Origin of the sequence: Sphingomonas sp. RB1R13 (assembly GCF_036663775.1) — a bacterium.
In the GTDB taxonomy this organism is placed as follows: Bacteria; Pseudomonadota; Alphaproteobacteria; order Sphingomonadales; family Sphingomonadaceae; genus Sphingomicrobium.
In genome coordinates this window covers 909,774-932,716 of record NZ_JAXOJM010000001.1, presented here as the reverse complement: position 1 = coordinate 932,716, position 22,943 = coordinate 909,774, and the positions used below count along the sequence as shown (strand labels likewise).

Below are 22,943 nucleotides of genomic sequence, written 5' to 3'. Positions count from 1 at the left end.
CTACCGCGGGTGGATTTTCGCCCACACCGGCAGATGATCACTCGCCTTCGACGCCGCGACGCTATGATGAACCCCGCAGTCCGCAATCGCCAGGCACCGCTCGACGATAATCCGGTCGAGCGCGGCCACCGGCCGCCGCGCGTGAAAGCTTGGCCCCGTATTGGCCATCTCGTACCGCCCATCGAATTCGCGCAGCACCCCGCCAGCCTTGCTCCACTCATTGGTGTCACCCATGATCACCGTCGGCATCGGCCGGTGGCGCCGGGCGATATGGTCGAGGATCCGCATCACCTGCCGCTTGCGCCACAGCCCGCTGAGGTCGAGGTGCATCCCCACCACGCGCAGTTCCTGCCCGCGCACGTTGAGCTCGGCCAGTACCGCCCCGCGCGGTTCCAGCGTCGGCAGGTCGAGTGCCTCGTAACCGGTGATCTCGACCTCGCGCTTCACCAAGATCGCATTGCCGTGCCAGCCCAGATTCTTGGTCACCAGCCCCAGCTTCGTCTCGATCGTCTCGCCGAACGGAATGGCATGCGCCAACCGCGAATGGCTCACCCCAAACTCGACCGGCTTGTACAGGCCATGGCTGTCGATCAGCGCGTGCGGCACCGCCGACGCGCGCGTGCCAAACCTCTTGTCCGCCTCCTGCAGCGCGACAATGTCGGCATCCATCTCCTGCAGCACCGCCAGCACGCGATCCGGCCGCCGCCGCCGATCAATCCCGATCGCCTTGCGCATATTGTAGGAAGCGACGGTGATGGTGGAGGCGCCAAGTGTCACTCGCCGCCAACCCCCCGCATCTGCCCCAAGTTCCTAAACGTCCAGATTCGCCACGCTCAGCGCATTGTCCTGGATGAACTCGCGCCTTGGCTCCACCACATCCCCCATCAATCGCGTGAAGATCTCATCGGCGATGTCGGCCTGGGTGACTTCGACCCGCAACAGCGAGCGGTTCGTCGGGTCGAGCGTGGTCTCCCACAATTGCTCGGCGTTCATTTCGCCAAGGCCCTTGTAGCGCTGGATCGACAGCCCCTTGCGCCCCGCCGCCAACACTGCGTCGAGCAATTCGGACGGCCTCGTCACCGGCAGCGACTTCTTGGTGTCGCTCGCGGCTTCCTCGATCATGTCTTCCTCGCCCTCCACCTGCTCGGGCGCGGCTTCGACCGGGGCGGTCGACTTGCGCACCGTGCGCAGCACCGCCGGCTTTGAGTAAAGCGGGCGCTGCTCGGCGGCGAGCGCGTGCAGTTTGCGCGCTTCGGCCGAGATCAAAAACGCCGGCTCGACGATGGTGACGTCGGTCACGCCGCGCCACAGGCGGCGGAGCAGATAGCCACCTTCGGCGGCAATCTCGCCTGACCAGGTTGCCTCCAAATCGCCTGCGCCCTGCCACGCCGCGACGGTCTCGATCATCGCCTTCTTGGCCGTCCGATCAATCTCGGGGTCGAGCGCGCCCGACAAGGCCAGCGCCTCGATCAGCGACGGATCATATTTCTTGGGGGCATAGCGCATTAGCGTGCGCATCCGCCGGCTATGCTCGACCAGGGTCCGCAAATCGGCCCCCGACCGCTGTCCTTCGCTAGTATCCAGTACCAGCCCCTCAAGCCCGGCATTGACCAGATATTCGTCGAGCGCTGGATCGTCCTTGAGATAGACTTCTGACCGGCCGCGCGCGACTTTGTAGAGCGGCGGCTGGGCGATGTAGAGATGCCCCGCCTCGATCAGCTCGGGCATCTGGCGATAGAAGAAGGTCAGCAGCAGCGTGCGGATATGCGCGCCGTCGACGTCGGCGTCGGTCATGATGACGATCTTGTGATAGCGCAATTTCTCGAGGTTGAACTCCTCGCGCCCGATCGACGTACCCAGCGCCTGGATCATCGTCCCGATTTCCTTCGACCCGAGCATCCGGTCGAATCGCGCGCGCTCGACGTTGAGGATCTTGCCCTTGAGCGGCAAAATCGCCTGGATATTGCGGTCGCGGCCCTGCTTGGCCGATCCGCCGGCCGAATCTCCCTCGACCAGGAATAGTTCGCACTTGGTCGGGTCGCGCTCCTGGCAATCGGCGAGCTTGCCGGGCAGCGAGGCGATATCCATCACCCCCTTGCGCCGGGTCAGCTCGCGCGCCTTCTTTGCGGCCTCGCGCGCGGCAGCGGCATCGATCGTCTTCTGGATGATCGATCGCGCATTTGCCGGATTTTCCTCGAGCCACTCGGCCATCTTGTCGCTCATCAGCGATTCCAGCGGCTGGCGGACTTCGGACGACACCAGCTTGTCCTTGGTCTGCGAACTGAACTTGGGATCGGGCAGCTTGACCGACACGATCGCGGTCAGCCCCTCGCGCATGTCGTCGCCGGTCAGCGTCACCTTTTCCTTTTTCAACATCCCCGATTTCTCGGCATAATTGTTGAGCGTGCGGGTCAGCGCGGCGCGGAAGGCGGCCATGTGGGTGCCACCGTCGCGCTGCGGGATGTTGTTGGTGAATGGCAGGACATTTTCATAATATGAGTCGTTCCACTCGAGCGCGACGTCGATCCCGATGCCGTCGCGGACCGCCGAAATGGCGATCGGATCGGGGAACAGCGCGATCTTCGCCCGGTCGAGATATTTAACGAACGCGCCGATCCCGCCCTCATAATATAGCTCGACTTCGCGACGCTCCTCGTGCCGCGCATCGGCCAGGATCAGCCGGACCCCCGAGTTCAAAAACGCCAGCTCGCGGAAGCGATGCTCCAGCTTCTCGAAATCAAACTCGATGATCTTGAACGTCGCCGGGCTCGGCAAAAACGTGACCTTGGTGCCCTTTTTGCCTTCTGGCGCGGGGCCCACCATCTTCAACGGCGCCACCGCATCGCCAAAGGCAAAGCGCATGAAATGCTCCTGCCCGTCACGCCAGATCGTCAGGTCGAGGAATTCGCTGAGCGCATTGACCACTGACACGCCGACGCCGTGCAGCCCGCCCGACACCTTATAGGCATTGTCGTCGCTGGTGTTCTCAAATTTCCCGCCCGCATGGAGCTGGGTCATGATGACTTCGGCCGCCGACACGCCTTCCTCGGTATGAATCCCGGTCGGAATCCCGCGGCCATTATCCTCGACCGTGACCGATCCGTCGGGGTTGAGCTGGATCAGAATCCGGTCGCAATGCCCCGCCAGCGCTTCGTCGATCGCATTGTCTGAAACCTCGAACACCATGTGGTGGAGGCCCGACCCGTCGTCGGTATCGCCGATGTACATGCCCGGCCGCTTGCGCACCGCGTCGAGGCCCTTGAGCACCTTGATGCTGTCCGCGCCATAGTCGTTCTGATTGGGATCTTCTGCCATGTCCCCGATATAGGGATTCGGGCTGAGAAGTCACGCGCACACGCACGCATGTGCGCACGCGAGCGAGGCCATTGCACCACTTTGCGTGGCTGCTAGCTTGGCCGCTTCAACCTGGGGGTCGGATCATGAAATACCGGACGCTGCTGCTCGCCACAACTCTGGCCCTTGGCGCAATGCCGGCGTCCGCCAAACTGCCGATCCCGGCGGCGATCTTCACCGATCCGGTGCGCGACCTGAAGCATCTCGCGCGGATGGAAGTGCTCCATGTGCCGAGCGGCGATGTCGCGCTCAACGGGGTTGCCTATCTTGCGTCAGGACCAGGTCCGCACCCGACCCTGGTGATTCTCCACGGCCTGCCCGGCAACGAGAAGAACCTCGATCTGGCCCACGCCGTCCGCCGCGCCGGGTGGAATGCTGTCACCTTCAACTATCGCGGATCATGGGGCTCGCCAGGTCGCTATAGTTTTGGCGGCAATCTTGAGGACCTGCCGGCCGTCCTCGCCTACCTGCGTGACCCCGCCAACGCGGCAAAGCTCGGCATCGACCCTGCGCGGATCGCGCTTGCCGGGCACAGCATGGGCGGGTGGGTCGCAGCGAAGACTGCCGAACAGGACCCAAGGCTGATGGGAACGGTGCTGATTTCAGCCGCCAACATGGGCGGACTGCGCCTCGGCCATGCCCGGGACACTGCATTCATGGCCGAGAATATGGAAAGCCTCGCTACGACGGCACAAGCGATGGCCGACGAGGTCAAGCAGCTTCAGCCGCACTTCGACTGGACGCCCGGCGCGGCGGGATTGGCCCGGCGCCCGCTGCTGATCCTGAGTTCGGACGACGGCCTTGCCCCCGGTACCGATGCGCTGGCGGCGGCGGTGCGGAGGGTCAAGGGCGCCCAGGTCACGACAGTTCACGTCGCCACCGACCATGGGTGGTCGGACCGGCGGATCCGCCTCGAGACCGAGGTGATCCGCTGGATCGCGACGTTGAAGCCGATCGCTCAGTAAGCCGAGCGCTGGCCGCCCGACGGACGACTTCCGCCGCCACCGCCGTTGCCGCCGCGGCCACGCTGGCCACCGCCATTGCCACCGGGACGACCGCCGCTGCCAGCAGGGCGTTGACCCTGACCTTCGTGCGAAGAACGCCCACCTTCACGCGCCGGACGCTGCCCGCCTTCGCGGACCGGACGTCCGCCCTGGCCATTGCCGGGGTTGGCCCCGCCGAACGCCGGACGCTGTCCATCACGATTTTGGCCATCACGATTCTGGCCGCCTTCGCGCAGCGGGTTGCCGATCGGACGGGCATGCGCCGTTACCGGGCGAGCAGCATGCGCCGGACGACGCTGGGCGCCACCGGGCGCGCGCTCCTCGCGCTGCGGCATGTCGCGGCGCGGGTCGTTGTTGCCAATGATGTCGCGGCGCGGATCGGCGTCGCGGGCCCGGCCACGGTTGAGCTTCTGGTTATGGCGATGACCTTCGTCACGGCGGCCACGCTCGGGCTCGGGCGCCGGGCGAAGCGCCTTCATCCGCGCAGCCTCGGCGGCAAAGTCGGCCGGCAGCGGGGTCGGGTCGATCTTCTGCCGCGTCAGCTTCTCGATCAGCTTGAGATAGGGCCGCTCGTCACCCGCGCAGAAGCTCAGCGCAATGCCGTCGGCGCCGTTGCGCGCAGTCCGGCCGATGCGGTGGACATATTGTTCGGGAACGTTGGGCAGGTCGTAATTGATGACGTGACCGACGCCGGTGACGTCAATCCCGCGTGCCGCAATATCGGTCGCGATCAATACCTTGACCCGGCCCGACTTGAAGTCGGCCAGCGCCCGCTCGCGCTGCGGCTGGCTCTTGTTGCCGTGGATGGCGACCGCCGGAACGCCCGACGCGCCGAGCACGCGGACGATCTTGTCGCAGCCATGCTTGGTCCGGCTGAACACCAGCGCGCGCTCGACGGCCTCGCGCTTGAGCGTCAGTGTCAGCAGCGCGCCCTTTTCATTCTGGTCCACAAAAGTGACGCTCTGCTCGATCCGCTGGACGGTGGTCGCCGCCGGGGTGACCGCGACTTCGACCGGGTTCTTGATGAACTTGCCGGCAAGATCGCGGATCGACGCGGGCATCGTCGCCGAGAAGAACAGGGTCTGGCGCTCGGCCGGAAGCCGTTGGCACAGCCATTTCAGCGCATGGATGAAGCCCAGGTCGAGCATCTGGTCGGCTTCGTCGAGCACGAGGATCTCGGTCGCATCCAAATTGACGGCACGCTGCTCGATCAGATCGACCAGCCGGCCCGGGGTTGCGATCAGGATGTCGGCGCCGCGCGCCATGTCCTGCTTGTTCTTGTAGATTGACGTGCCGCCGAACACCGTCGCGACGTGAAGCCGCGATCCGCGAGCGTAGAATTTCGCATTCTCGGCGATCTGGCTGGCGAGTTCGCGGGTCGGGGCGAGCACCAGCATCCGGCAACGCCCGGGCGCGGGCTTCTTGGCCGACGCGACGAGCCGGTCGATCGACGGCAGCATGAACGCCGCGGTCTTGCCGGTGCCGGTCTGGGCGATGCCGAGCAGATCGCGGCCGCTCAGCACGGTCGGAATGGCCTGCGCCTGGATCGGCGTGGGGGTGGTATAATCCTTCGACGCAAGCGCATCGAGGACGGGCTGCGAGAGCCCGAGGGATTGGAAAGTCGTAATGGCAAATACCTTGCATGCCGAGCGCACGGCACCGGACTGGTACCATGGGGCGGCGGGGGTTTTTGGGGCGCCCCGCGTGATAGGAGAGCTTTAAGCGATTAATCGCTCAGGACACCGCCGGGGGCCACTTATCCTCTGTTCGAGGTGGGTCCGATCACGCTGCATGTGTCCCGTGATGTGGCGCATATGGGGCAAGACTGCGCAAAAGTCCAGCTTTCGTTGCAGCGCAGCATCGGACGGGCTCAGACGGGGGTCACTTTCCCGTCGCCGACATGAAGCCGGGTCGCCTCCCCGGCGGCCTCGAACAGCGCAGCTTCGGTCCCGGTCATCCACACTTGCGCCCGCCCGTGCAGCCGCCCGAACAAGGCCTCCCGCCGCCCCGGATCGAGGTGCGCGGCGACCTCGTCGAGCAGCAGGATCGGATGCTTGCCCCGCCGCTCCGCGACCAGGTCGGCATGCGCCAGGATCAGCCCCAGCAGCAGCGCCTTCTGCTCCCCCGTCGACGCCCGTGCCGCGGGTTGCCGCTTGGCCAGATGGGTGACGGCCAGGTCCTGCCGATGGGGTCCTTCGACCGCTCGTCCGGCCGCCGAATCACGTCCCCGATTGGCCCTCAACCGCCCGGCCAGATCATCCCCGCTCCACCCTTCGAGCGCAATCAAGGATCGCGGAAATCCGCCATCGCCGCTTGCCTCGATCGCCCCGGCCAGCGCCCCGACGGTCCGCGCACGACCGTGTCCGAGCGCGTCGCCATGCTCGGCCATCCCGGCCTCCAACGCGGCCAGCCACGCCGGGTCGGCATGGTCGGGATCGGCCAGCAACTTGTTGCGCGCCCGCATCGCCGCTTCGTATCGAGCGGCATGGCTGGCGTGCCCGGGCTCGATCGCCAGCACCAGCCGGTCGAGGAACCGCCGCCGGTCCCCCGCACCGCCGGCAAACAACCGGTCCATCGCCGGGGTCAGCCACAGCACCGCCAGCCACTCGGCGAGCGCATTGACCGACGCCGCCGCGCCGTTGATCCGCACCTGCCGTCGCTCGGGCGCGGTTGCCAGCGTGCCGGTCCCAAGGGCCACCTCGCCGGCCAGCTGCGCCGAGATCGAAAAGCCCCCCGGCCCGTCGCTCCGCGCCATCTCCCCCAGCGCCGTCCCCCGCAATCCGCGCCCCGGTGCCAGCAGCGACACCGCTTCCAGGATATTGGTCTTGCCCGCGCCATTATCCCCGGTCAGGATGACAAACCCCGCACCCGGACCAATCGCCGTTTCGCGGTAGGATCGAAAATCGGTCAGGGTCAGGCGGGTGATCGGCACCGCCTTGTCGTAACGCCGTGCCGAGCCGGGGCAAGCGGCGCGATAATATCCGGCACTTGTCGTTCGATATGCGTTACAGTCCTGCTTCATCATCAAGGTACCGACGCCATGAACAACCCCTTCGCGCTGTGGACCAGTATGCTCAATGCCGGGCAGATGATGAGCGAGACCGCCGAAGCCTCGGGCGCAGTCATCGCCAATCGCAGCGGGACGATCGCCGCCGCCGCGCGCAGCCCGATGGACGCCGACCACCGCGAACTCGGGCGGATGGTGTCGGAGAAGAGCACCGCCTTCGCCAAGTCGGGCGCCAGCCTTGCCGCCGACTGGACCAGGATGCAGCGCGACCTGATGGCCCAGACCCAGGCACTGGGCGCCTTCTGGCTAAGCGGCCGCCTGCCGACCCCCGGCGCCGCCGCGGCAATCATCGCCCGCTCGCAGAAGATCAACGAGGCGGCGCTGGCCAGCGGCATCCGCGCGCTGCGCCCGATCCACGCCACCGCCACTGCCAACCAGAAGCGGCTGGGGCGCGGCCGCTAGGCAGGGCGCTCGATTGCCTCCGGTTACACCCGCATCGGCATGATGACGTAAAGCGCGTCGCTCTTGTCGTTTTCGCGCAATAGTGTGGGCGCGGCGGCGTCCGCCAAATGGACTTCGACGGTATCGCCCTCGATCTGCGCCAATATGTCGAGCAGATAGCGCGCGTTGAAGCCGATCTCGATGGCGTCCGACGTGTAATCCGCCGCCAGTTCTTCAGTTGCCAAGCCGTTCTCGGGGCTGGTCACCGACAGCGTCACCCGGTCGCGGTCGAGTGCGATCTTGACTGCGCGGGCTTTCTCGCTGGCGATCGTCGAGACGCGGTCGACGCCGGCTGCAAATGCCTTGGGATCGAGCTTGAGCAGCTTGTCGTTCCCGGTCGGGATGACCCGCGTATAATCAGGGAAGGTGCCGTCGATCAGCTTCGAGGTCAGCACCGCCGTGCCCAGGTTGAAGCGGATCTTGGTCGGCGACAGCGACACTTCGAGCGTCCCATCGACCTCGTCGAGCAGCTTGCGAATCTCGGCGACGCATTTCTTGGGGATGATCACGTCGGGCATGCCGTCGGCGCCATCGGGCTTGGCCACGGTGACGCGGGCGAGGCGATGCCCGTCGGTTGCAGCGGCCTTCAGCCGGTCATCGGCGATGTGCAGGAAAATGCCCATCAGATAATAGCGCGTCTCCTCGCTCGAAATGGCGAAGCGGGTCTTGTCGATGATCTGGCGAAGCGTCGCCGCGGGCAATTCGAAGCGGGTCGGCAGGTCACCCTCGGCGATCACCGGGAAGTCATCGCGCGGCAACGTCGACAGGTTGAACCGCGCGCGCCCGGCGACGACCTGCATCTTGCCATCGGCGGCGGTGATTTCGACTTGGCTGCCCTCGGGCAATTTGCGGACGATGTCGAACAAGGTGTGGGCGGAGACGGTGGTCGCCCCGGCCTGCGACACTTGCGCCGGAACATGCTCGTCGACCTGCAGGTCGAGATCGGTCGCCATCAGGCGCAGGCTGCCGCCTTCCTCGGCCTCGATCAGCACGTTGGACAGGATGGGGATGGTGTTGCGGCGCTCGACCACCGACTGGACGTGGCCGAGGCTTTTCAACAGGGTCGCCCGCTCGATGGTCGCCTTCATATCCGTAATCGCCCCGTTTCTACGCGTTTGTCGAGCGCACTATAGCGGCGACGGTGGGGCTTGCCAGTGGCGATCGATGCTTTTGTGAGGGGTGGTTCTGGTTTGCGGGGGCTGGTTTTGGACAGGCTGGACGCTGTGCCCGCAAATGCGTTCGCGGCGGCAGGCGTGTCGACATGGTCGCGATCGTCGCCTGTGTCAGGCGCGGCGCGTGGGCCGGGAGGACAGGCGGCGGCGCGTCCGTCAGATCTGTCATGCGCGTTGTGATGGTCGCGGACGTCACGGGTGTCAGGCGAGCCACGCGCCGCGCGCCGCGCCGGGTGTCGCCGGGGTCAGGGATGTCGCGGGCTGCCAGCGTGTCATGGGTGTCGTCGGCGTCGGGGGCGCCGCGCCGGGGGCAGGAGCGGGAGTGGGGGCGGCGATCCGCTGGAGGTAGGCGTCGCGCCGCGCACAACGTGCGACATGACTGGCGAGCAGTTGATGTTCGCGCTCCTCGAGCAGCCCGTCCCATTCGGCCGCGAAGGCGGGATCGCGGTCCCGCAAGGCATAGGCCGACTGACGGCTCATCCCGGCGCTGCGAGTTGCCGCCGCGACGTTGGTGCCGTGGCCGATCATGTCGAGAAAAATGGCGCGGCGGACAGCGGTCCAGCTGGCGGTGGCGGTCATCCGAGGCGCGCGGGGCGCACGCGAAGGCACTGCTATAGTCATCAGGCTTCCTCCAGCCGGAACGGCCAAGCGAACCAAGCAGGTGAAATCCTACTTTGCAACAAGAAGGTTCTTGGTGTCTGGAGGAGGCGCGCGAGTCAGCGCAGCGCGGCGATCGCCTTGACCGTGCGCCGCGCCTGGGTGTCGAGCGCCTCGAGTTCGGGCTGGCCGGTGATCGCCGCCGATTCGATCACCGCGGCGACCCGGCCAAGGGCGGTCGCGCCAAGATTGCTCGCCGCTCCCTTCAGGCTGTGCGCCTCGGCCCGCGCCGCGTCGAGGTCACCGCGCTCGATGCAGGCACGGATCCGCGCCGGGCAGCGCCCGAGCTCCTGCGCAAGCAAGTCGAGCAAGTCGCGCACTTGTGCCCCGCCGAGCGATTCGCGCAATTCCTCGTAACGGGCGACATCGAAGGGCTCGCCCGGATCTGAGGGGTCGGACGCCGACTGGCGGGCCGTCGCCCCCGTGGCGGCTGTCCTGCCCCCGAATTCGTCGACGACAGGGTCGGGGTCGGCCGGCGCGGCGGCTTCGGCCGCAGCCATCGTCCGCCCGATCGCGTTGAGCCGATCGGCCAAGGCGTGGCGGTCGATCGGCTTGGTCAGGAAATCGGTCAGCCCGGCGCCGTCGTAGAAGCGTCGCCGCTCCGACGAGGCATCGGCGGTCAGCGCGATGATCGGCACCTTGCCGTGGGGTGCGGGTAGGTTGCGGATCGCGCGGGTCGCGGCAAGGCCGTCCATTTCGGGCATCTGCATGTCCATCAGGACGACGTCGAACGCCTGTCGGCTCGCTTGCTCGAGCGCCAGATGGCCATTTTCGACGCAGGTCACGTGGTGGCCGAAGCGGCGCAGGATCGCGCCGATGATCATCTGATTGATCGGATTATCCTCCGCGACCAGGACATCGAGCGCGCGCGGTCCGGCGACAATCTCCGCCGGTGCCTTGGTGACATCTTCGCCGGTGCCCGCCGCCAGCGGGAGTTCGATCCAGAAGGTCGATCCGCGCCCCGGGCGCGATCGTACTCCGGCCTTGCCGCCCATCGCGTCGACCAGCCGGCGACTGATGGCGAGCCCGAGCCCGCTGCCCCCGAAGCGGCGCGAGGTCGCCGCATCGGCCTGGACGAACGGTTCGAACAGCGACCCCAACTTGTCGGCGGGAATCCCGATCCCGGTGTCGCGCACCTCGATCCGCCAGCATAGTGCATCGGGTGCGGCATCGGCGGCGGCGGGCCGCGTCGACAGCATCAGCGTGATCCGCCCCACGGCGGTGAACTTGATCGCGTTGCTGATCAGATTGCTGACCACCTGCTGCACGCGGACGGCATCGCCGCGCACCCGGGTGGCGGCCCCTCGATCACCCTCGAAGCCGAGCAACAGGCCCTTTTGCGAAGCCGCCCCGTCGAACAGGTCGATGGTCGACTGCATCAATTCCTCAATGTCGAAATCGGCGTCCTCGAATACCAGCCGCCCCGATTCGATCCGGCTGAAGTCGAGCACGTCGTCGAGCACGGTCATCAGCAGGTCGGCCGATTGCTTGAGCGTGATGAAAAAGCGGTCGCGCTCTTCGGGCGCGGGATTGTCGCGGAGCAGTTCGATCATCCCCAGCACGCCGGTCATGGGGGTGCGGATCTCGTGACTCATTGTCGACAGAAAGTCGCTTTTGGCGCGCGCCGCCGCCTGCGCTTCGTCACGCGCGCCGACCAGCTCGGCCTGGACGGTGACCGATTTGGAGATGTCTTGGATCACCCCGAACAGGCCGGTCAGCGTGCCCGCCGCGTCATGCTCGGCCTGCGCGACCAGGCAGACATGGCGGATCTCGTGGGCCAAGGTCAGCCGCGCCGTCTCCTGTATCGGCACGCGCCGGCGGCTGGCGAGCACCAGCGTGCGCAGAACGGCGCGGCGATCGTGGCGGTCGACCTGGTTGAGGATCTCGGTTGGCCCGATTGGCTGGTCGCGCGGGATGTCGGTGATGACATTGACCTGCGGCGAGCAATCGAAGCCCTGCGTCGCGATATCGAACCGCCAGTGCCCGACGTCGGCCAGGCTTTCGGCCAGCGTCAGCAGGCGGTTGCTTTCGCGCAGCTTCGCGGCGGCGTCGGCGGCCACATGATCGGCGTGGCGGCGCGCGCTGATGTCGCGCAGCGAGGCGATCAGCTCGCTTGGTTCGCCGGTGGCGGGGTCGACCGTGGTCCGTGCGCTGGCCTCGAGCCAGACATAGTCACCGCTGCGGCGGCGGTGACGGAATTGAGCGATCGCCTCGCCGTTGCCATGGTTGGCGCTGGGGAACAGCAACTGGAAGTCGGGCAGGTCGTCGGGGTGGATGAAGCGCGCCATCGGCCGCTCCATGAGGTCGCACGGCTCGAACCCGAACAGCCGCGTCGCGGCGTTGGAGACATAGCGGGTCCGCCCGTCGAGCGTCAGCCGGACGATGATGTCGAGGCTGTTTTCGGCGAGCAGGCGATAGAGAGACTCGCTTTCCTGCAGCGCCTGTTCGACCGCGTGGCGATGGGTGACGTCGAACAGCTTGACGATGAAGCCGTGGAGCCGCCCGTCGGCCAGCTCGGGGTAGAAGCTGTACTCGGCCCAGCAAATCGCCCCGAGCGGGTCGAGGAAACGGATTTCGCCCCCCGCCGCCTGGTGGAGCGTGCTGGCCCGCTGCCACGTTTCGCGAATCAGGTCGCGATCATCGGGGTGGAACGGGTCGAGCCACGCCGCATCGGCCAGGCTGGTGGGCTGGAGGCCGGTCAGCTCGACCCATCGATCGTTGGCGAAGCTTATCGTGCCGTCGAGCTCGACATGGAGGATCCCCGCCGGGGTTGCTTCGGCGATGCGGTGGAACAGCCGATCGCTATGGTCGGCGGCGACCCCCAGCTCGTCGCGCTCGCCGATTACCGCCGCGACGGGCAAGACCAGCATCACCAGCGTCGCGAGAAACGCCTGGAGGACATAGATGCGATCGACCGGATCGAGGGTGGTAGCGGCGATCGGACCCTGTCCGCGGGTCGTCATCGCAATGGCAAAGGCGGCAACCGCAGCCACGGTCAGCATCGCCGGCAGCAGCCGCAGCCGGAAGGCGGCGAACAGCACGACCGGCGCGAGCAGGAACAGCAGCGGCTTCGTCCCTTGCGCAAACACCAGCGCGGCCAGCCCTGAGGCGACCAGCGGGATCAGCAACGCCTCAAGCGGGCGCTGCTCGACGATCACGTGGCGCAGCGGGCGGACCGCGAGCAGGATCGGCGAGACGATCAGCAGGCCAAGGACATCGGCCCCGTACCAGCTGGCGAACCCCAGCGTGAAAGGCAGCCCGTCGCGCGCCATGAACCATGTCGCGCTGATCACGGACGGTGCCAGCGGCCCGACCATTGCCGCCCCCAGAAAGCGCCCGATCGACCTGGTTTCGAACTGTCGGTCAGGATCGAGCCCGCTTGCCGTCATCGTCACGACCAGCGAAATCTCGAGCGCGTTGAGCAGCGACAGCAAGGTCGCGTCGAGGAGAATGTCCCCCGCCGCAAGGTTTGCCAGCACATTGCCCGCCAAGCCCGCCAGCAGCAGCATCGACCATTCGTGCTGCGGCCGGCGGAGCAGCAGGGCGACCGCAAGGCCATTGGCGAGCCAAACGGCGGCGATCCGGCCGCTCGCGCGGGTCATCAGTATGCCGAGCAGCGCGATTACGAACACCGTCGCGGCGATGGCGAGACAGCGCCACAACAGCCCGAAACTCGCATGGCGCGGCGCAAGGCCTTGCGCCCACAGGCCGAGCGAGCGGATCACGAATCGGGGAAGCGCAGCGATCGTCGAAAGCGGCATTGCGCGAGCCATGGGCTGTTTGTCCTGTCGCGGAGCAGGAGCCAAGCTACGGCGAACGGTCCCTGATAGCCCGCGAAGACCAATCCGATCTGGCGGTTAATCTACTGTTGAGTTGTATCCACAATGTCGCGCTTCAGCCGGATAGCGGCGAGCCCGCACAATGTGGCTGCGACGACGTAAAAGCCTAGCCCCAGCAGTATCGAATAATGAAGCGAGGCCGCGCCATAGACGGGCTTCAGTTGGTCGGACAGAAAGCCGAACAGGAAGGTGCCAAGTCCGATTCCGATCAGATTGTTGATCAGCAGGAAGCAGGCCGACGCGGTCGCGCGCTCGGTCGGAGGAACCAGCCGGTGGATCGCACTGACAATCGGCCCGAGCCACACCAGCGACAGCATGTAGGGCAGCGCGAACAGCGGCCACGCGATCGCCAGCGAGGGCGCGGCCATGGCAGCGGCATAAAGCGGCGCGGTCAGCAGGAAGGCGACTGCGGGCACCCCGGCGTCGGCCCCGATCGATGTGACCCGCAGGCGATCGGCGATCCGTCCGCCGAGGTAGATCCCGATCGACCCGCCGATCAGCACGATGCTGGCGAAATAGAAGGCCATGTCGGTCAGGCTGAGGTGGAGGTCGGCGACGAAATAGGACGGCAGCCAGAAGCCCAGCCCATAGCCGCAGATCGATCCCGACGCGGCGCCGAACGAGAGCAGCCAGAAGCTCGGCTTGCGCGCCAGCCGCCCGGCCACGTCTCCGAACGTTGCCGCGGGCGGAGCGAACGTTGCCGTCGGCGGTCCGCCGGCGATATGAGGCGCTTCAGGCACGAATCGGCGGATCGCCCATGCGATCGGAAGGCCGGCAAGCCCGATTACGGCAAAGGCGTAGCGCCAGTCGAGGTGAACCGTCAGCCACGCCCCCGCGACCAGCCCGAGCGCCGATCCTAAGGGAATCCCGAGCGAGAAGATCGCCAGCGAGCGCGCCCGCCGCTCCTGGGGCACGCTGTCGGCGATCAGTGCATAGGACGGTGCGACCCCGCCCGCCTCGCCGATCCCGACCCCCATCCGCATCGCGAATAATTGCCAGAAATTCTGTCCCAGCCCGCACAAGGCCGTGAACAGGCTCCACACCGCCACGGCGGCGGCAATGACGGGAACGCGCCCGCGCCGGTCGGCGATCCGGGCGAACGGGATCGCCAGCGTCGAATAGAGAGCAGCAAACGCAATCCCGCCCATCAGCCCCAGCTGGGTGTCGCTCAGGCCAAGCTCGGCCTTGATCGGGATCTTGAGGATCGCCAGCAGCTGGCGGTCGAGGAAGTTAAAGATGTAGGCGAGCAGCAGCAGCCCGACGACGAGCCCGCTGTGCGCTGGCTGCCGGTCATTTGCTTCGCTGCTCGCCATGATGGTCAGAACTTATACCCGACCGAGAAGAACAGCTGGCGCGGGTTGCCATAGAAAGCGGTCGAGACGCCTTCCTTGCCGAGGGTGGACTTGATGCCCGGGGTCCCGTCGGTCTTGATATATTGCCCGGTGAACGGGTTCACGTTGAGATAATTATAGCCTGACACGATGACCCTCTTGTCGGTCAGATTGCGCGCATGGACGCCGAACGTCCAGTGGCGATCGGGGCCGGTGTAGTTGAAATTCGCGTCGAGCAGGGCGTAGCCCTTCTGGTCGAGCCCGGCGATCGGGAATTCGAACTGCTGGGTCGCCCCGCGATAGGACAGGGTTGCGCTGGCGTTGATTTCTTCGCCGCGCCCGAACGGGTGGGTGAAGTTCAACGTCCCGCTCGCGGTCCACTTCGGCGTGTTCTGGATCTTGCGATACTTCGCGAGGTCGAGCGAGGTGGGCGCGGTGGGCGCGCCGGCATTGGGGGCTCCCGGCGGCGCATAGGAAACCAGGCCCATGAACTTTTGATATTTGCCGTCGAGATAGCCGATCGCCCAGCCCAGGTTTAGGCGCGTTCCCGAAGGATCCCCTGCGATCCGCGCATCGCCTTCCCACTCGACCCCGCGGATGCGCGCCTTCGCGGCATTGGTGGTCGCACCGACGAAGGTCGCGGTGCCGTTGACGGTCTTCGCGGCGGAGCCCGGGATCTGGACGTCCTTGTAGCTTGAATTGAACAGCGCGATCGCGGTGTAGACCCGCCGGTCGAACAGCGACGCCTTGTAGCCGATTTCCTCGGTCGTCACTTTCTCGGGGCGGAAGGTGAAGTAATTGTAGATTTCCGAGTAGCTGATGCTGCCATTGAGGTCGGTGTCGGGCGCCGAAATGCCGACGCCGCGCGGGTCGAACCCGCCGCCTTTGAAGCCCTGCGCATAGCTGACGTAGAAGCTGTTGTTCGTATCCGGCTTGAAGCTGATCGAGGCGCGGGGGGTGAAAGCAATGTCCTTGCGCTTGCCGGCGAAATTGGTCTGCGGGTTGCCGGCCTTGATGCCCAGCCCGCCGAACAGGGGCGACCCGCCGCCCAGATAGACCTGGCGCAGGATCGACGAACTCCGCCGATCATCGGTGTAGCGACCCCCGACCGAAACTGCCCACTGCGGCGAGAGGGCGTAGGTGAAGTCCCCGAACAGCGCATAGGTCTTGGTACCGACATTGCCCGAGGTGAACACCGTGAAGCCCGGCGAGGTCGTGAACAGGCGCACGTCGAATGCGGTGATTGCCGTCGCGTCGAGATAATAGGCCCCGAGCAGCCCCTGCAGCGGCCCCTTGTTGACCTGGAGCTGGAGCTCCTGGCTGAACTGCTTGTTGCGATAAATGGCCGGCACGTCGAGATCGACCGCGGGCAGCGCGTCGAAATCGATCGGGGTCGCGCTATCGTCCTTGCGATAGGCGGTGATCGATTTCAGCATCAGCCCGTCGCCGATCGCCAGTTGCGCAGTCCCGGCAATGCCTTTCGAGACGACTTTCTGCTTCGGGTCCTTGAGCCCGCCCTGCGAGGTGTAGACGTTGGCCAGCACCGGGGTGCCCGACAGCAGGCCCGCGATCAGCCGGTGCCCGCCGCGCGGATTGCTGTTGTCGCGGGTGTAGTCGGCGTTGATCCGGATGAGCGCATTGTCGTCGCGCCCGATCTCGGCCGACACCCGGCCGGCAGTGATGTCCTTGTTGTAATTATCCTGGCCGGTCGTGACATTCTGCCCGAACCCGCCGCGATGGAGCCGGGCGACCGAGGCGCCGATCCGCAGCGCATCGGCCAGCGGGTAGGACATGGTCGCGGTCGCATCGAGCTGGCCATACTCGCCGACATTGCCGCCGATGCGCAGCTCGGGCGTCTTCGACAGCCGCCGCGTGACATATTTGACCGCGCCGCCGATCGTGTTGCGACCGTAGAGCGTGCCCTGCGGTCCGCGCAGCACTTCGATCCGCTCGACGTCGTAAATGTCCATGACCGCGCCTTGCGGACGGTTGAGATAGACATCGTCGAGATAGATGCCGACGCCCTGTTCGAACCCCGCCACCGGGTCCTGCTGGCCGACCCCGCGGATGAAGGCGGAAAGGGTGGAATTGGTGCCGCGCGATACTTCCAGCGTCACGTTGGGGGCAGATTGCGCAACATCGGTAATGTCGATCGCGCCCGATTTCGCGAGCTGCGCGCCGGTGATGGCGGTGACCGCGATCGGCACGTCCTTGAGCGTTTCGGCACGGCGCCGCGCGGTGACGACGATCGCCCCGGTATCGACGTCTGTGGGGGATGTCGCGGCAGCCGTCGAGGCGGTGGAGGGCGGCGTATCCTGTGCAGCGGCGAACACGGCCGACGGAATGACGACGGTGGCGGCAGTGGCCAGCAACAGGCGCTGCGTGAATGAGACGAAAAGCATGGTATCCTCCCCTTTGGTGGCGTTCCGGCTGGACCGGTTGCATCGCCTTGTCGCTTGCATTAGTGAAAGTTGAACCGAGTTTCAACTTTATTGTGAAAACGGTGGGGGGACAATAAGATGGCGACCAGTCCGGCAAGCGAGGGCAAGGCGCCGCGAACGCCACGAGGCGAGAAAACGCTTCGCCGAATCCTCGATGCCGCGCGGCTCGAATTCGGTGAGCGCGGCTTTGCCGAAAGCTCGGTCTCGTCGATCACCGGCCGCGCCGAGGTCGCACTGGGCACGTTTTACACCTATTTCGACAGCAAGGAGGCATTGTTCGCCGCGCTCGTCAGCGACATGTCCGAGCGGGTGCGGGTCGCGGTCGCTCCTGCGCTCGATGGCGCAACCGATGCACTGGATGGCGAACGCCGCGCGCTTGCAGCCTATCTGGGCTTTGTCGCCGACCACCGCGAAGTCTACCGGATCATCGACGAGGCCGAGTTCGTCGACCCGGCGGGCTTTCGCGTGCATTACGAGACGACCGCGACCCGCATCGCCGCGCGCCTGGCCGCGGGGAGTGCCAGCGGCGACCTTGCCGCCATCGCCCCCCTCGACCGCGAAGTCGCGGCGTGGGCAATCATGGGGATGAACGTGTTCCTCGGCCTGCGCTTCGGCGTATGGGGCCGCGAGGACGGCGAGGCGGTCGCTACCTCGGCGAGCCGCCTGCTGCGCGACGGGCTGGGGGCCTAGGTCAGCGTTTTGGCCAACAGCGCAAACGAATCGATATCGCGCTCGTCGTGATACAGGCCGATCCCGATCCGCAGCACGTCACCGCGCACATCGGTGATGCAGTCCTGCGTCGCAAGATCGGCCTGCCACGCTGCAGCGCGGGGCGAGCGCCAGGCCAGGAAGCGGGCGTGCGGCCGCCCGTCGATCGGGTTGAGCAATGTGGCCTCGCCCAGCGCTGTCGCCGCGATCACTTCGACCAGCCGCGCCTGGAGCTGCGCGACCTGCGCTGAAATCTTCGCGGTCGTCAGCCCTTCGTCATCGAGCATCCGGCGCGCCGCGTTGAACCGGTACAGCCCCGACGCATCGAACGTCGCGCCCATGAAGCGCATCGCGTCGGGCGCATAGCCAACCTGACCCGGCGCGAGGTCTAGCTCGTCGAACTCGGCATACCAGCCGGTGATCGGCGGGCGCGGGCCAAAGCCAGGCGGGCAATGCATGAAGGAACAGCCCTCCCCCGCCATGGCATATTTATAGCCGCCGCCGAAGAAGAAGGCGGTCTCGCCGAGCGTCCCGCCGAACGGCTGCTCGATGCCCATGAAGCTGTGATAACCGTCGACCACCACCCACGGCCCGTCGGCGCGCCCGACAGCGGCGATGCCCGCAACATCGACCAGCGTCCCCGTCCCGAACATCAGTTGCGACACGAACAGCAGGTCGTGATCCGCCGCCGCCGCGATCATTTGCGCGGGCAGGTCGTCGGTCACCGTCAGCCGGGTGACGACCGCCTCGCCCGATTCCTCCCACCGCGCCAGCTGGCGCCGCGCGCTGTGAAATTCTCCCTCGGTCGTCAGCACGCGCAGCGCCTGTCCCCCGCGCCGCGGACAGGCTGCCGCCAGCCGGATCAGCAAGTCGTGCGTATTGCCCGCGAACACCACCGCGCCGGGGTTGCCGGTGCCAAGCTCGTCGGCGACATGGCGCTGCGCCTCGGGCCACACTTCGCCCATGATCCGGTCCCACTTGCGGTCGGCCAGCCGCGCGGCATCGTCCCACGCCTCGACCTGCCCCGCAAAGCTGGCGTCGGGCCAGAGATGATGGCTGTGCGCCGCCAGGTGGAGCCGGTCGGGTGCGGCGGACAGGCTTTTGGAAAAGAGGCTTTTCGAGGAAGAGCTGGTCATAGCTGGGTGCGCAAGTCCCACAGCGCCGGGAAGGCGCGCTTGGCCAGGGTCGAGGCGAGATAGGCCGCCCCGGCCGATCCGCCGGTGCCGGGCTTGCCGCCGATGATCCGGCTGACGGTCAGCAAATGCTTGTGCCGCCACGCCGCCAGCGCATCGTCGATGTCGACCAGTTTCTCGGCCAGCTGGTAAAGGTCGAACCAGCGTTCGCTGTCGCGATAGACCGCCAGCCACGCCGCCGCGATCGCCGCCTCGTCGCCGGTCTCGAATCCCGCCCGGGCGAGCGCGGCGACCGCCTCGTCCCACAAGCTCGGCTCGGCCAGCGCTGCCTCCAGCTTCACGCGTCCTTCGGCGCCGCCCTCGGCATGGTCGAGGAAGCGCGCGTCCTTGAGGCCGAGGCGAAATTCGAGCTCGCGAAACTGCGCCGACTGAAAGCCGCTCGACGTGCCCAGGACATGGCGGAAGCGCGAATAATCGACCGGGGTCAGCGTCGCCAGCACATCCCATGACAGCGTCATCACCGACTGGATCCGGCTGACCCGGCTGAGCGCCTTATAGGCTTCGGCAAAGCGATCCGTACGCACCAGCGCCACCGCGAGGCGCACCTCGTGGAGCATCTGCTTGAGCCACAGTTCCTTGGTCTGGTGGATGACGATGAACAGCATCTCGTCGTGCAGGTCCGACTTGGGATGCTGCGCCGAGAGGAGTTGATCGAGGCTGAGATAGTCGGCGTAGGTCACGCCTGCAGGAGTTGCGGTCATCGGGCCACCCTAAGCCGGGATGGCCAGATTCCCAACCCTACTGCCCGCCGGGCTGGCCCCCGGCATTGCCCGCTCCGCCGAGTCCGCCCGACCCGACCATGCCGATGTTGCCGAAAATCTCGTCGAAAAAGCTGCGCTTGCGGCCGAGTGTCGGGGTGGTCTTGCGCATCGGCTTGACCGAGGCGATCTGCTCCTTGCCGGTGCGGTCGACCGAGGCGACGTTGCCGCTGGCGTCGAAGCGGATGTGGAGCAGGTCCTGCCTGGTCGCATGGGGGTTGCGGAAGGCGATGGCGGCGGTGTCGCGCGACAGATAATACCAGTCGCTGTCAGTGAACTGGCCGGCAAAGCTGGGGCGACCAAGGGTCTGGGTGACCGACGCCTTATTGTCGATTCCCGGCTGGATCGCGCTGGCCAGCGCCTTGTCCATAACGAAGCCGCGATGCTCGCGGACTCCGCTACATCCGGCAAGGAGGGTCGCGGCGGCAGCGACGGCGATCAGCGAACGGGACATAAATTCTCCTTGGCAGCGCTTGTCTCGCGCTGCGCCAGCCTCAATATGCGGGACGGCGCCATCGACGCAAGGCGCAAAGGATTTTCCATGCCCATAGTCTTCAAGGCGCTGCGACCTGCAGCCCCGCCTTCGGCCCCGGCCTATGACGCTGCGGTGAACGCCGCGCGCGACCCGGCCTTTTATCGCGGCGGCGCGGTGCCCGACACGATGGACGGGCGCTTCGCGATGCTGGCCACGGTCGTCGCGCTGGTCGTGCTGCGGCTGGAGGCGGACGGTGACGAGGGCCGCGCCCCGTCGGTCGCGCTGACCGAGGCGTTCATCACCGACATGGATGTCCAGATGCGCGAGCAGGGGTTCGACGCGACGCTGTCGAAGCAGGTTCGCAGCCTGGTTGGAAGCCTCGCCAGCCGGGTCGACCGCTGGCGGACCTTGCTTGCCACCAGCGGCGACTGGGACGAGGCGGTTCGCGCCAGCGTCTATCGCAACGATATGGTCGCCGATGCCGCGCTCGCCGCGACCACCGAAAAACTGCGCCAGCTGGTCCAGTCGCTCGCCGCCCTCCCGCTCGATCGCGTCGTTGCGGGGACGTGGGCAGGGATCGGGGCAGGGATCGGGGCAGGGGTCGGGGCATGACCGATTTCGCCCACCACCTGCCGATCGACCAGATCCGCGACGGCTCGCGAATGGACCTGGTTGCCGACGATGCCGAGCGGGCCGCCATCGCCGCGCGGCTCGGCCTCGTCTCGCTCGACCGCTTCGACGCCCATGTCACCCTCCACCGCGATGGCCGCACGGTGCGCTGCGAAGGTCGGCTCAAGGCGCGGCTCGAACAGGCCTGCATTGCCAGCGGCGAGCCCGTCCGCGCCTCGATCGACGAGGCCTTCTCCCTCGCCTTCGTGCCCCCGCCGGTGGTCGACGGCGCCGAGCCCGAGATCGAACTTGGCGAGTCAGACCTCGATACCGTCATCCACGACGGCCAGGCGATCGACCTTGGCGAGGCCGTCGCCGACACGCTGAGCCTCGCGCTCGACCCCTATCCCCGCGGGCCCCGAGCCGACGAGGCGCTCAAGTCCGCGGGCGTGCTGAGCGAGGCCGAGGCCGGCCCCTTTGCCGCCCTGGCGAAACTGAAAGGCGGATCGGGTGGCGAATAATCCGCGCCCGCTGCTGATCACCGATTGCGATGAAGTGCTGCTCCACATGGTGTCGCATTTCGAAGCGTGGCTTGGCGAGGAGCACGGCATCGACTTTGATTTCGAAGGCGGCAAGTTCGCCGATGCGCTCACCCGCCGCACGACCGGCGAGACGCTTGGCGAGGGCGAGGTGTGGCCCTTGCTCAACCAGTTTTTTCGCGAGGAAATGCACCGCCAGACCCCCGTTCCCGGAGCGATCGAGGCACTCGGCCGGATCGGCGAGGTGGCCGACATCGTCGTCCTGACTAACCTTGGCGACGAAGCCCATGGCTGGCGGGTCGAGCAGCTCGCCAGCCACGGCATCCGCCACGAAGTCGTCACCAACCAGGGCGGCAAAGGGGTGCCCGCGCGCGCCATCATCGCTCGCCATGCCCCGACGGTGACCGCCTTCATCGACGACCTCGCTGTCCACCACGCCTCGGTTGCGAAGCACGCCGCCGACGTGTGGCGCGTGCACATGGTCGCGGAACCCCGGCTCGCCCCGAACGTCCCTGCGGCCGAGCAGGCCCACGCCCGGATCGACCATTGGGACCGGGCGTTGCCATGGATACTCGACAAATTCGACAAGGGTGAAGCAGCGTGAAGACAGCATTTATTACCGGCGTGACATCGGGCATCGGCGAGGCCTGCACCCGCCAGTTCATCGCCGACGGCTGGCGCGTGATCGGCACCGGGCGGCGGGTCGACCGGTTGAAAGCGCTGGCCGACGAACTGGGCGATGCGTTTACCCCGATCGCGCTCGACATGGTCGATCGCGCCGCCGTCATCGAATGCGCCAAGGGCCTCCCGCCGATCGACCTGCTGATCAACAACGCCGGCTATGCGACCGCTGCAGTTCCGCTGCAGGAAGCCGATCTCGACCCGATCCTCGGCATGATCGAAACCAATGTCGTCGGGCTGGTCATCCTCACCAGGACGTTGCTGCCCAACCTCATCGCTACCAGGGGCGCGATCATCGACCTGTCGTCGGTCGCCGCCACCTATCCCTATCGCGGCGGTTGCAACTATGCCGGGACCAAGGCCTATGTGCACCAGTTCACGCTGGGCCTGCGCTGTGACCTGCAAGGCACCGGGGTCCGCGTCACCTCGATCGAGCCGGGCATGGTCGAGACCGAATTCACCCTGGTGCGCAGCGGCGGCGACCAGGCCGCGAGCGACGCGCTTTATGGCGGCATGGAGCCGATGACGGCTGAGGATATTTCCAACACGATCCACTGGGTCGCGACGCTTCCCCCGCACCTCAACATCAACGTCGTCGAACTGATGCCCGTCAACCAGAGCTGGGGCGGGTTCGCGGTGCATCGGCCGGAGGCTTGACGTCGGCCGGGTGCGGG

19 protein-coding genes are annotated in these 22,943 nt (G+C 66.6%); 7 read left to right on the top strand and 12 right to left on the bottom strand.

Annotated features, from left to right (window positions below; translation table 11 throughout):
* Positions 1 to 735, bottom strand: coding sequence for an endonuclease/exonuclease/phosphatase family protein (locus U1700_RS04440; protein WP_332751130.1), 735 nt, complete (start codon positions 733 to 735; stop codon positions 1 to 3).
* Positions 736 to 810: 75 nt separating this feature from the next.
* On the bottom strand, positions 811 to 3,315 hold the full coding sequence (gyrB, locus tag U1700_RS04435) for a DNA topoisomerase (ATP-hydrolyzing) subunit B (protein ID WP_332750489.1): 2,505 nt from the start codon (positions 3,313 to 3,315) through the stop codon (positions 811 to 813).
* A 125-nt stretch (positions 3,316 to 3,440) separates the two neighbouring features.
* Here gyrB and U1700_RS04430 point away from each other — a divergent pair, with 125 nt between their 5' ends.
* A complete protein-coding gene (locus U1700_RS04430; protein ID WP_332750488.1) occupies positions 3,441 to 4,319 on the top strand; it encodes an alpha/beta hydrolase family protein in 879 nt (292 codons plus the stop codon).
* On the opposite strand, the gene U1700_RS04425 is transcribed toward U1700_RS04430, so the two are convergent.
* Both U1700_RS04425 and recF read right to left on the bottom strand, forming a co-directional pair.
* Positions 4,313 to 6,013, bottom strand: a complete 1,701-nt coding sequence (locus U1700_RS04425) for a DEAD/DEAH box helicase (protein WP_332750486.1) — start codon at positions 6,011 to 6,013, stop codon at positions 4,313 to 4,315. The genes U1700_RS04430 and U1700_RS04425 overlap by 7 nt on opposite strands.
* A gap of 215 nt (positions 6,014 to 6,228) precedes the next feature.
* Positions 6,229 to 7,290, bottom strand: coding sequence for a DNA replication/repair protein RecF (gene recF, locus U1700_RS04420; RefSeq protein ID WP_332750484.1), 1,062 nt, complete (start codon positions 7,288 to 7,290; stop codon positions 6,229 to 6,231).
* Positions 7,291 to 7,398: 108 nt separating this feature from the next.
* Between recF and U1700_RS04415 the strand changes: the two genes are divergently transcribed.
* On the top strand, positions 7,399 to 7,827 hold the full coding sequence (locus U1700_RS04415) for a hypothetical protein (protein WP_332750482.1): 429 nt from the start codon (positions 7,399 to 7,401) through the stop codon (positions 7,825 to 7,827).
* 23 nt (positions 7,828 to 7,850) lie between these two features.
* Here U1700_RS04415 and dnaN read toward each other — a convergent pair whose 3' ends face one another.
* The 5 genes from dnaN to U1700_RS04390 all read right to left on the bottom strand — a co-directional run bounded on the left by dnaN (position 7,851) and on the right by U1700_RS04390 (position 17,267).
* Positions 7,851 to 8,954, bottom strand: coding sequence for a DNA polymerase III subunit beta (dnaN, locus tag U1700_RS04410; protein WP_332750480.1), 1,104 nt, complete (start codon positions 8,952 to 8,954; stop codon positions 7,851 to 7,853).
* A 285-nt stretch (positions 8,955 to 9,239) separates the two neighbouring features.
* Complete coding sequence (locus U1700_RS04405; protein WP_332750478.1) at positions 9,240 to 9,617, bottom strand: hypothetical protein; 378 nt, start codon at positions 9,615 to 9,617, stop codon at positions 9,240 to 9,242.
* A gap of 137 nt (positions 9,618 to 9,754) precedes the next feature.
* Entirely contained in the window at positions 9,755 to 13,456 is a 3,702-nt protein-coding gene (locus U1700_RS04400; protein WP_332750476.1) for a PAS domain S-box protein, read from the bottom strand.
* A 101-nt stretch (positions 13,457 to 13,557) separates the two neighbouring features.
* The gene (locus tag U1700_RS04395) at positions 13,558 to 14,847 is read right to left on the bottom strand and encodes a spinster family MFS transporter (RefSeq protein WP_332750474.1); all 1,290 of its coding nucleotides are present in this window, start codon (positions 14,845 to 14,847) and stop codon (positions 13,558 to 13,560) included.
* Between the two features lie 5 nt (positions 14,848 to 14,852).
* Entirely contained in the window at positions 14,853 to 17,267 is a 2,415-nt protein-coding gene (locus U1700_RS04390; RefSeq protein ID WP_332750472.1) for a TonB-dependent receptor, read from the bottom strand.
* A gap of 117 nt (positions 17,268 to 17,384) precedes the next feature.
* Between U1700_RS04390 and U1700_RS04385 the strand changes: the two genes are divergently transcribed.
* Positions 17,385 to 17,996, top strand: coding sequence for a TetR/AcrR family transcriptional regulator (locus U1700_RS04385; protein ID WP_332750470.1), 612 nt, complete (start codon positions 17,385 to 17,387; stop codon positions 17,994 to 17,996).
* On the opposite strand, the gene U1700_RS04380 is transcribed toward U1700_RS04385, so the two are convergent.
* Genes U1700_RS04380 through U1700_RS04370 form a run of 3 tightly spaced genes read right to left on the bottom strand, consistent with a single transcriptional unit; the run spans position 17,993 to position 20,419 of the window.
* The gene (locus tag U1700_RS04380; protein WP_332750468.1) at positions 17,993 to 19,150 is read right to left on the bottom strand and encodes a class V aminotransferase; all 1,158 of its coding nucleotides are present in this window, start codon (positions 19,148 to 19,150) and stop codon (positions 17,993 to 17,995) included. The two genes, U1700_RS04385 and U1700_RS04380, sit on opposite strands and share 4 nt — an antisense overlap.
* Positions 19,147 to 19,908, bottom strand: a complete 762-nt coding sequence (locus U1700_RS04375; protein WP_332750466.1) for a tryptophan 2,3-dioxygenase — start codon at positions 19,906 to 19,908, stop codon at positions 19,147 to 19,149. Before U1700_RS04375 ends, U1700_RS04380 begins: the two co-directional genes overlap by 4 nt.
* 37 nt (positions 19,909 to 19,945) lie before the next feature.
* Positions 19,946 to 20,419, bottom strand: coding sequence for an outer membrane protein assembly factor BamE (locus U1700_RS04370; RefSeq protein ID WP_332750464.1), 474 nt, complete (start codon positions 20,417 to 20,419; stop codon positions 19,946 to 19,948).
* Between the two features lie 87 nt (positions 20,420 to 20,506).
* Here U1700_RS04370 and U1700_RS04365 point away from each other — a divergent pair, with 87 nt between their 5' ends.
* Genes U1700_RS04365 through U1700_RS04350 form a run of 4 tightly spaced genes read left to right on the top strand, consistent with a single transcriptional unit; the run spans position 20,507 to position 22,926 of the window.
* Positions 20,507 to 21,052 carry a ubiquinol-cytochrome C chaperone family protein gene (locus tag U1700_RS04365; protein ID WP_332750462.1) on the top strand — a complete coding sequence of 182 codons (546 nt, stop codon included), beginning with the start codon at positions 20,507 to 20,509 and terminating at the stop codon, positions 21,050 to 21,052.
* Positions 21,049 to 21,570, top strand: a complete 522-nt coding sequence (locus U1700_RS04360) for a YceD family protein (RefSeq protein ID WP_332750460.1) — start codon at positions 21,049 to 21,051, stop codon at positions 21,568 to 21,570. The genes U1700_RS04365 and U1700_RS04360 overlap by 4 nt, the downstream gene beginning before the upstream one ends.
* The gene (locus U1700_RS04355; protein WP_332750458.1) at positions 21,560 to 22,192 is read left to right on the top strand and encodes an HAD family hydrolase; all 633 of its coding nucleotides are present in this window, start codon (positions 21,560 to 21,562) and stop codon (positions 22,190 to 22,192) included. Before U1700_RS04360 ends, U1700_RS04355 begins: the two co-directional genes overlap by 11 nt.
* Positions 22,189 to 22,926: an SDR family NAD(P)-dependent oxidoreductase gene (locus tag U1700_RS04350; RefSeq protein ID WP_332750456.1), complete on the top strand. Its 738-nt coding sequence runs from the start codon at positions 22,189 to 22,191 to the stop codon at positions 22,924 to 22,926. Before U1700_RS04355 ends, U1700_RS04350 begins: the two co-directional genes overlap by 4 nt.
* The last annotated feature ends 17 nt before the right edge of the window (positions 22,927 to 22,943 follow it).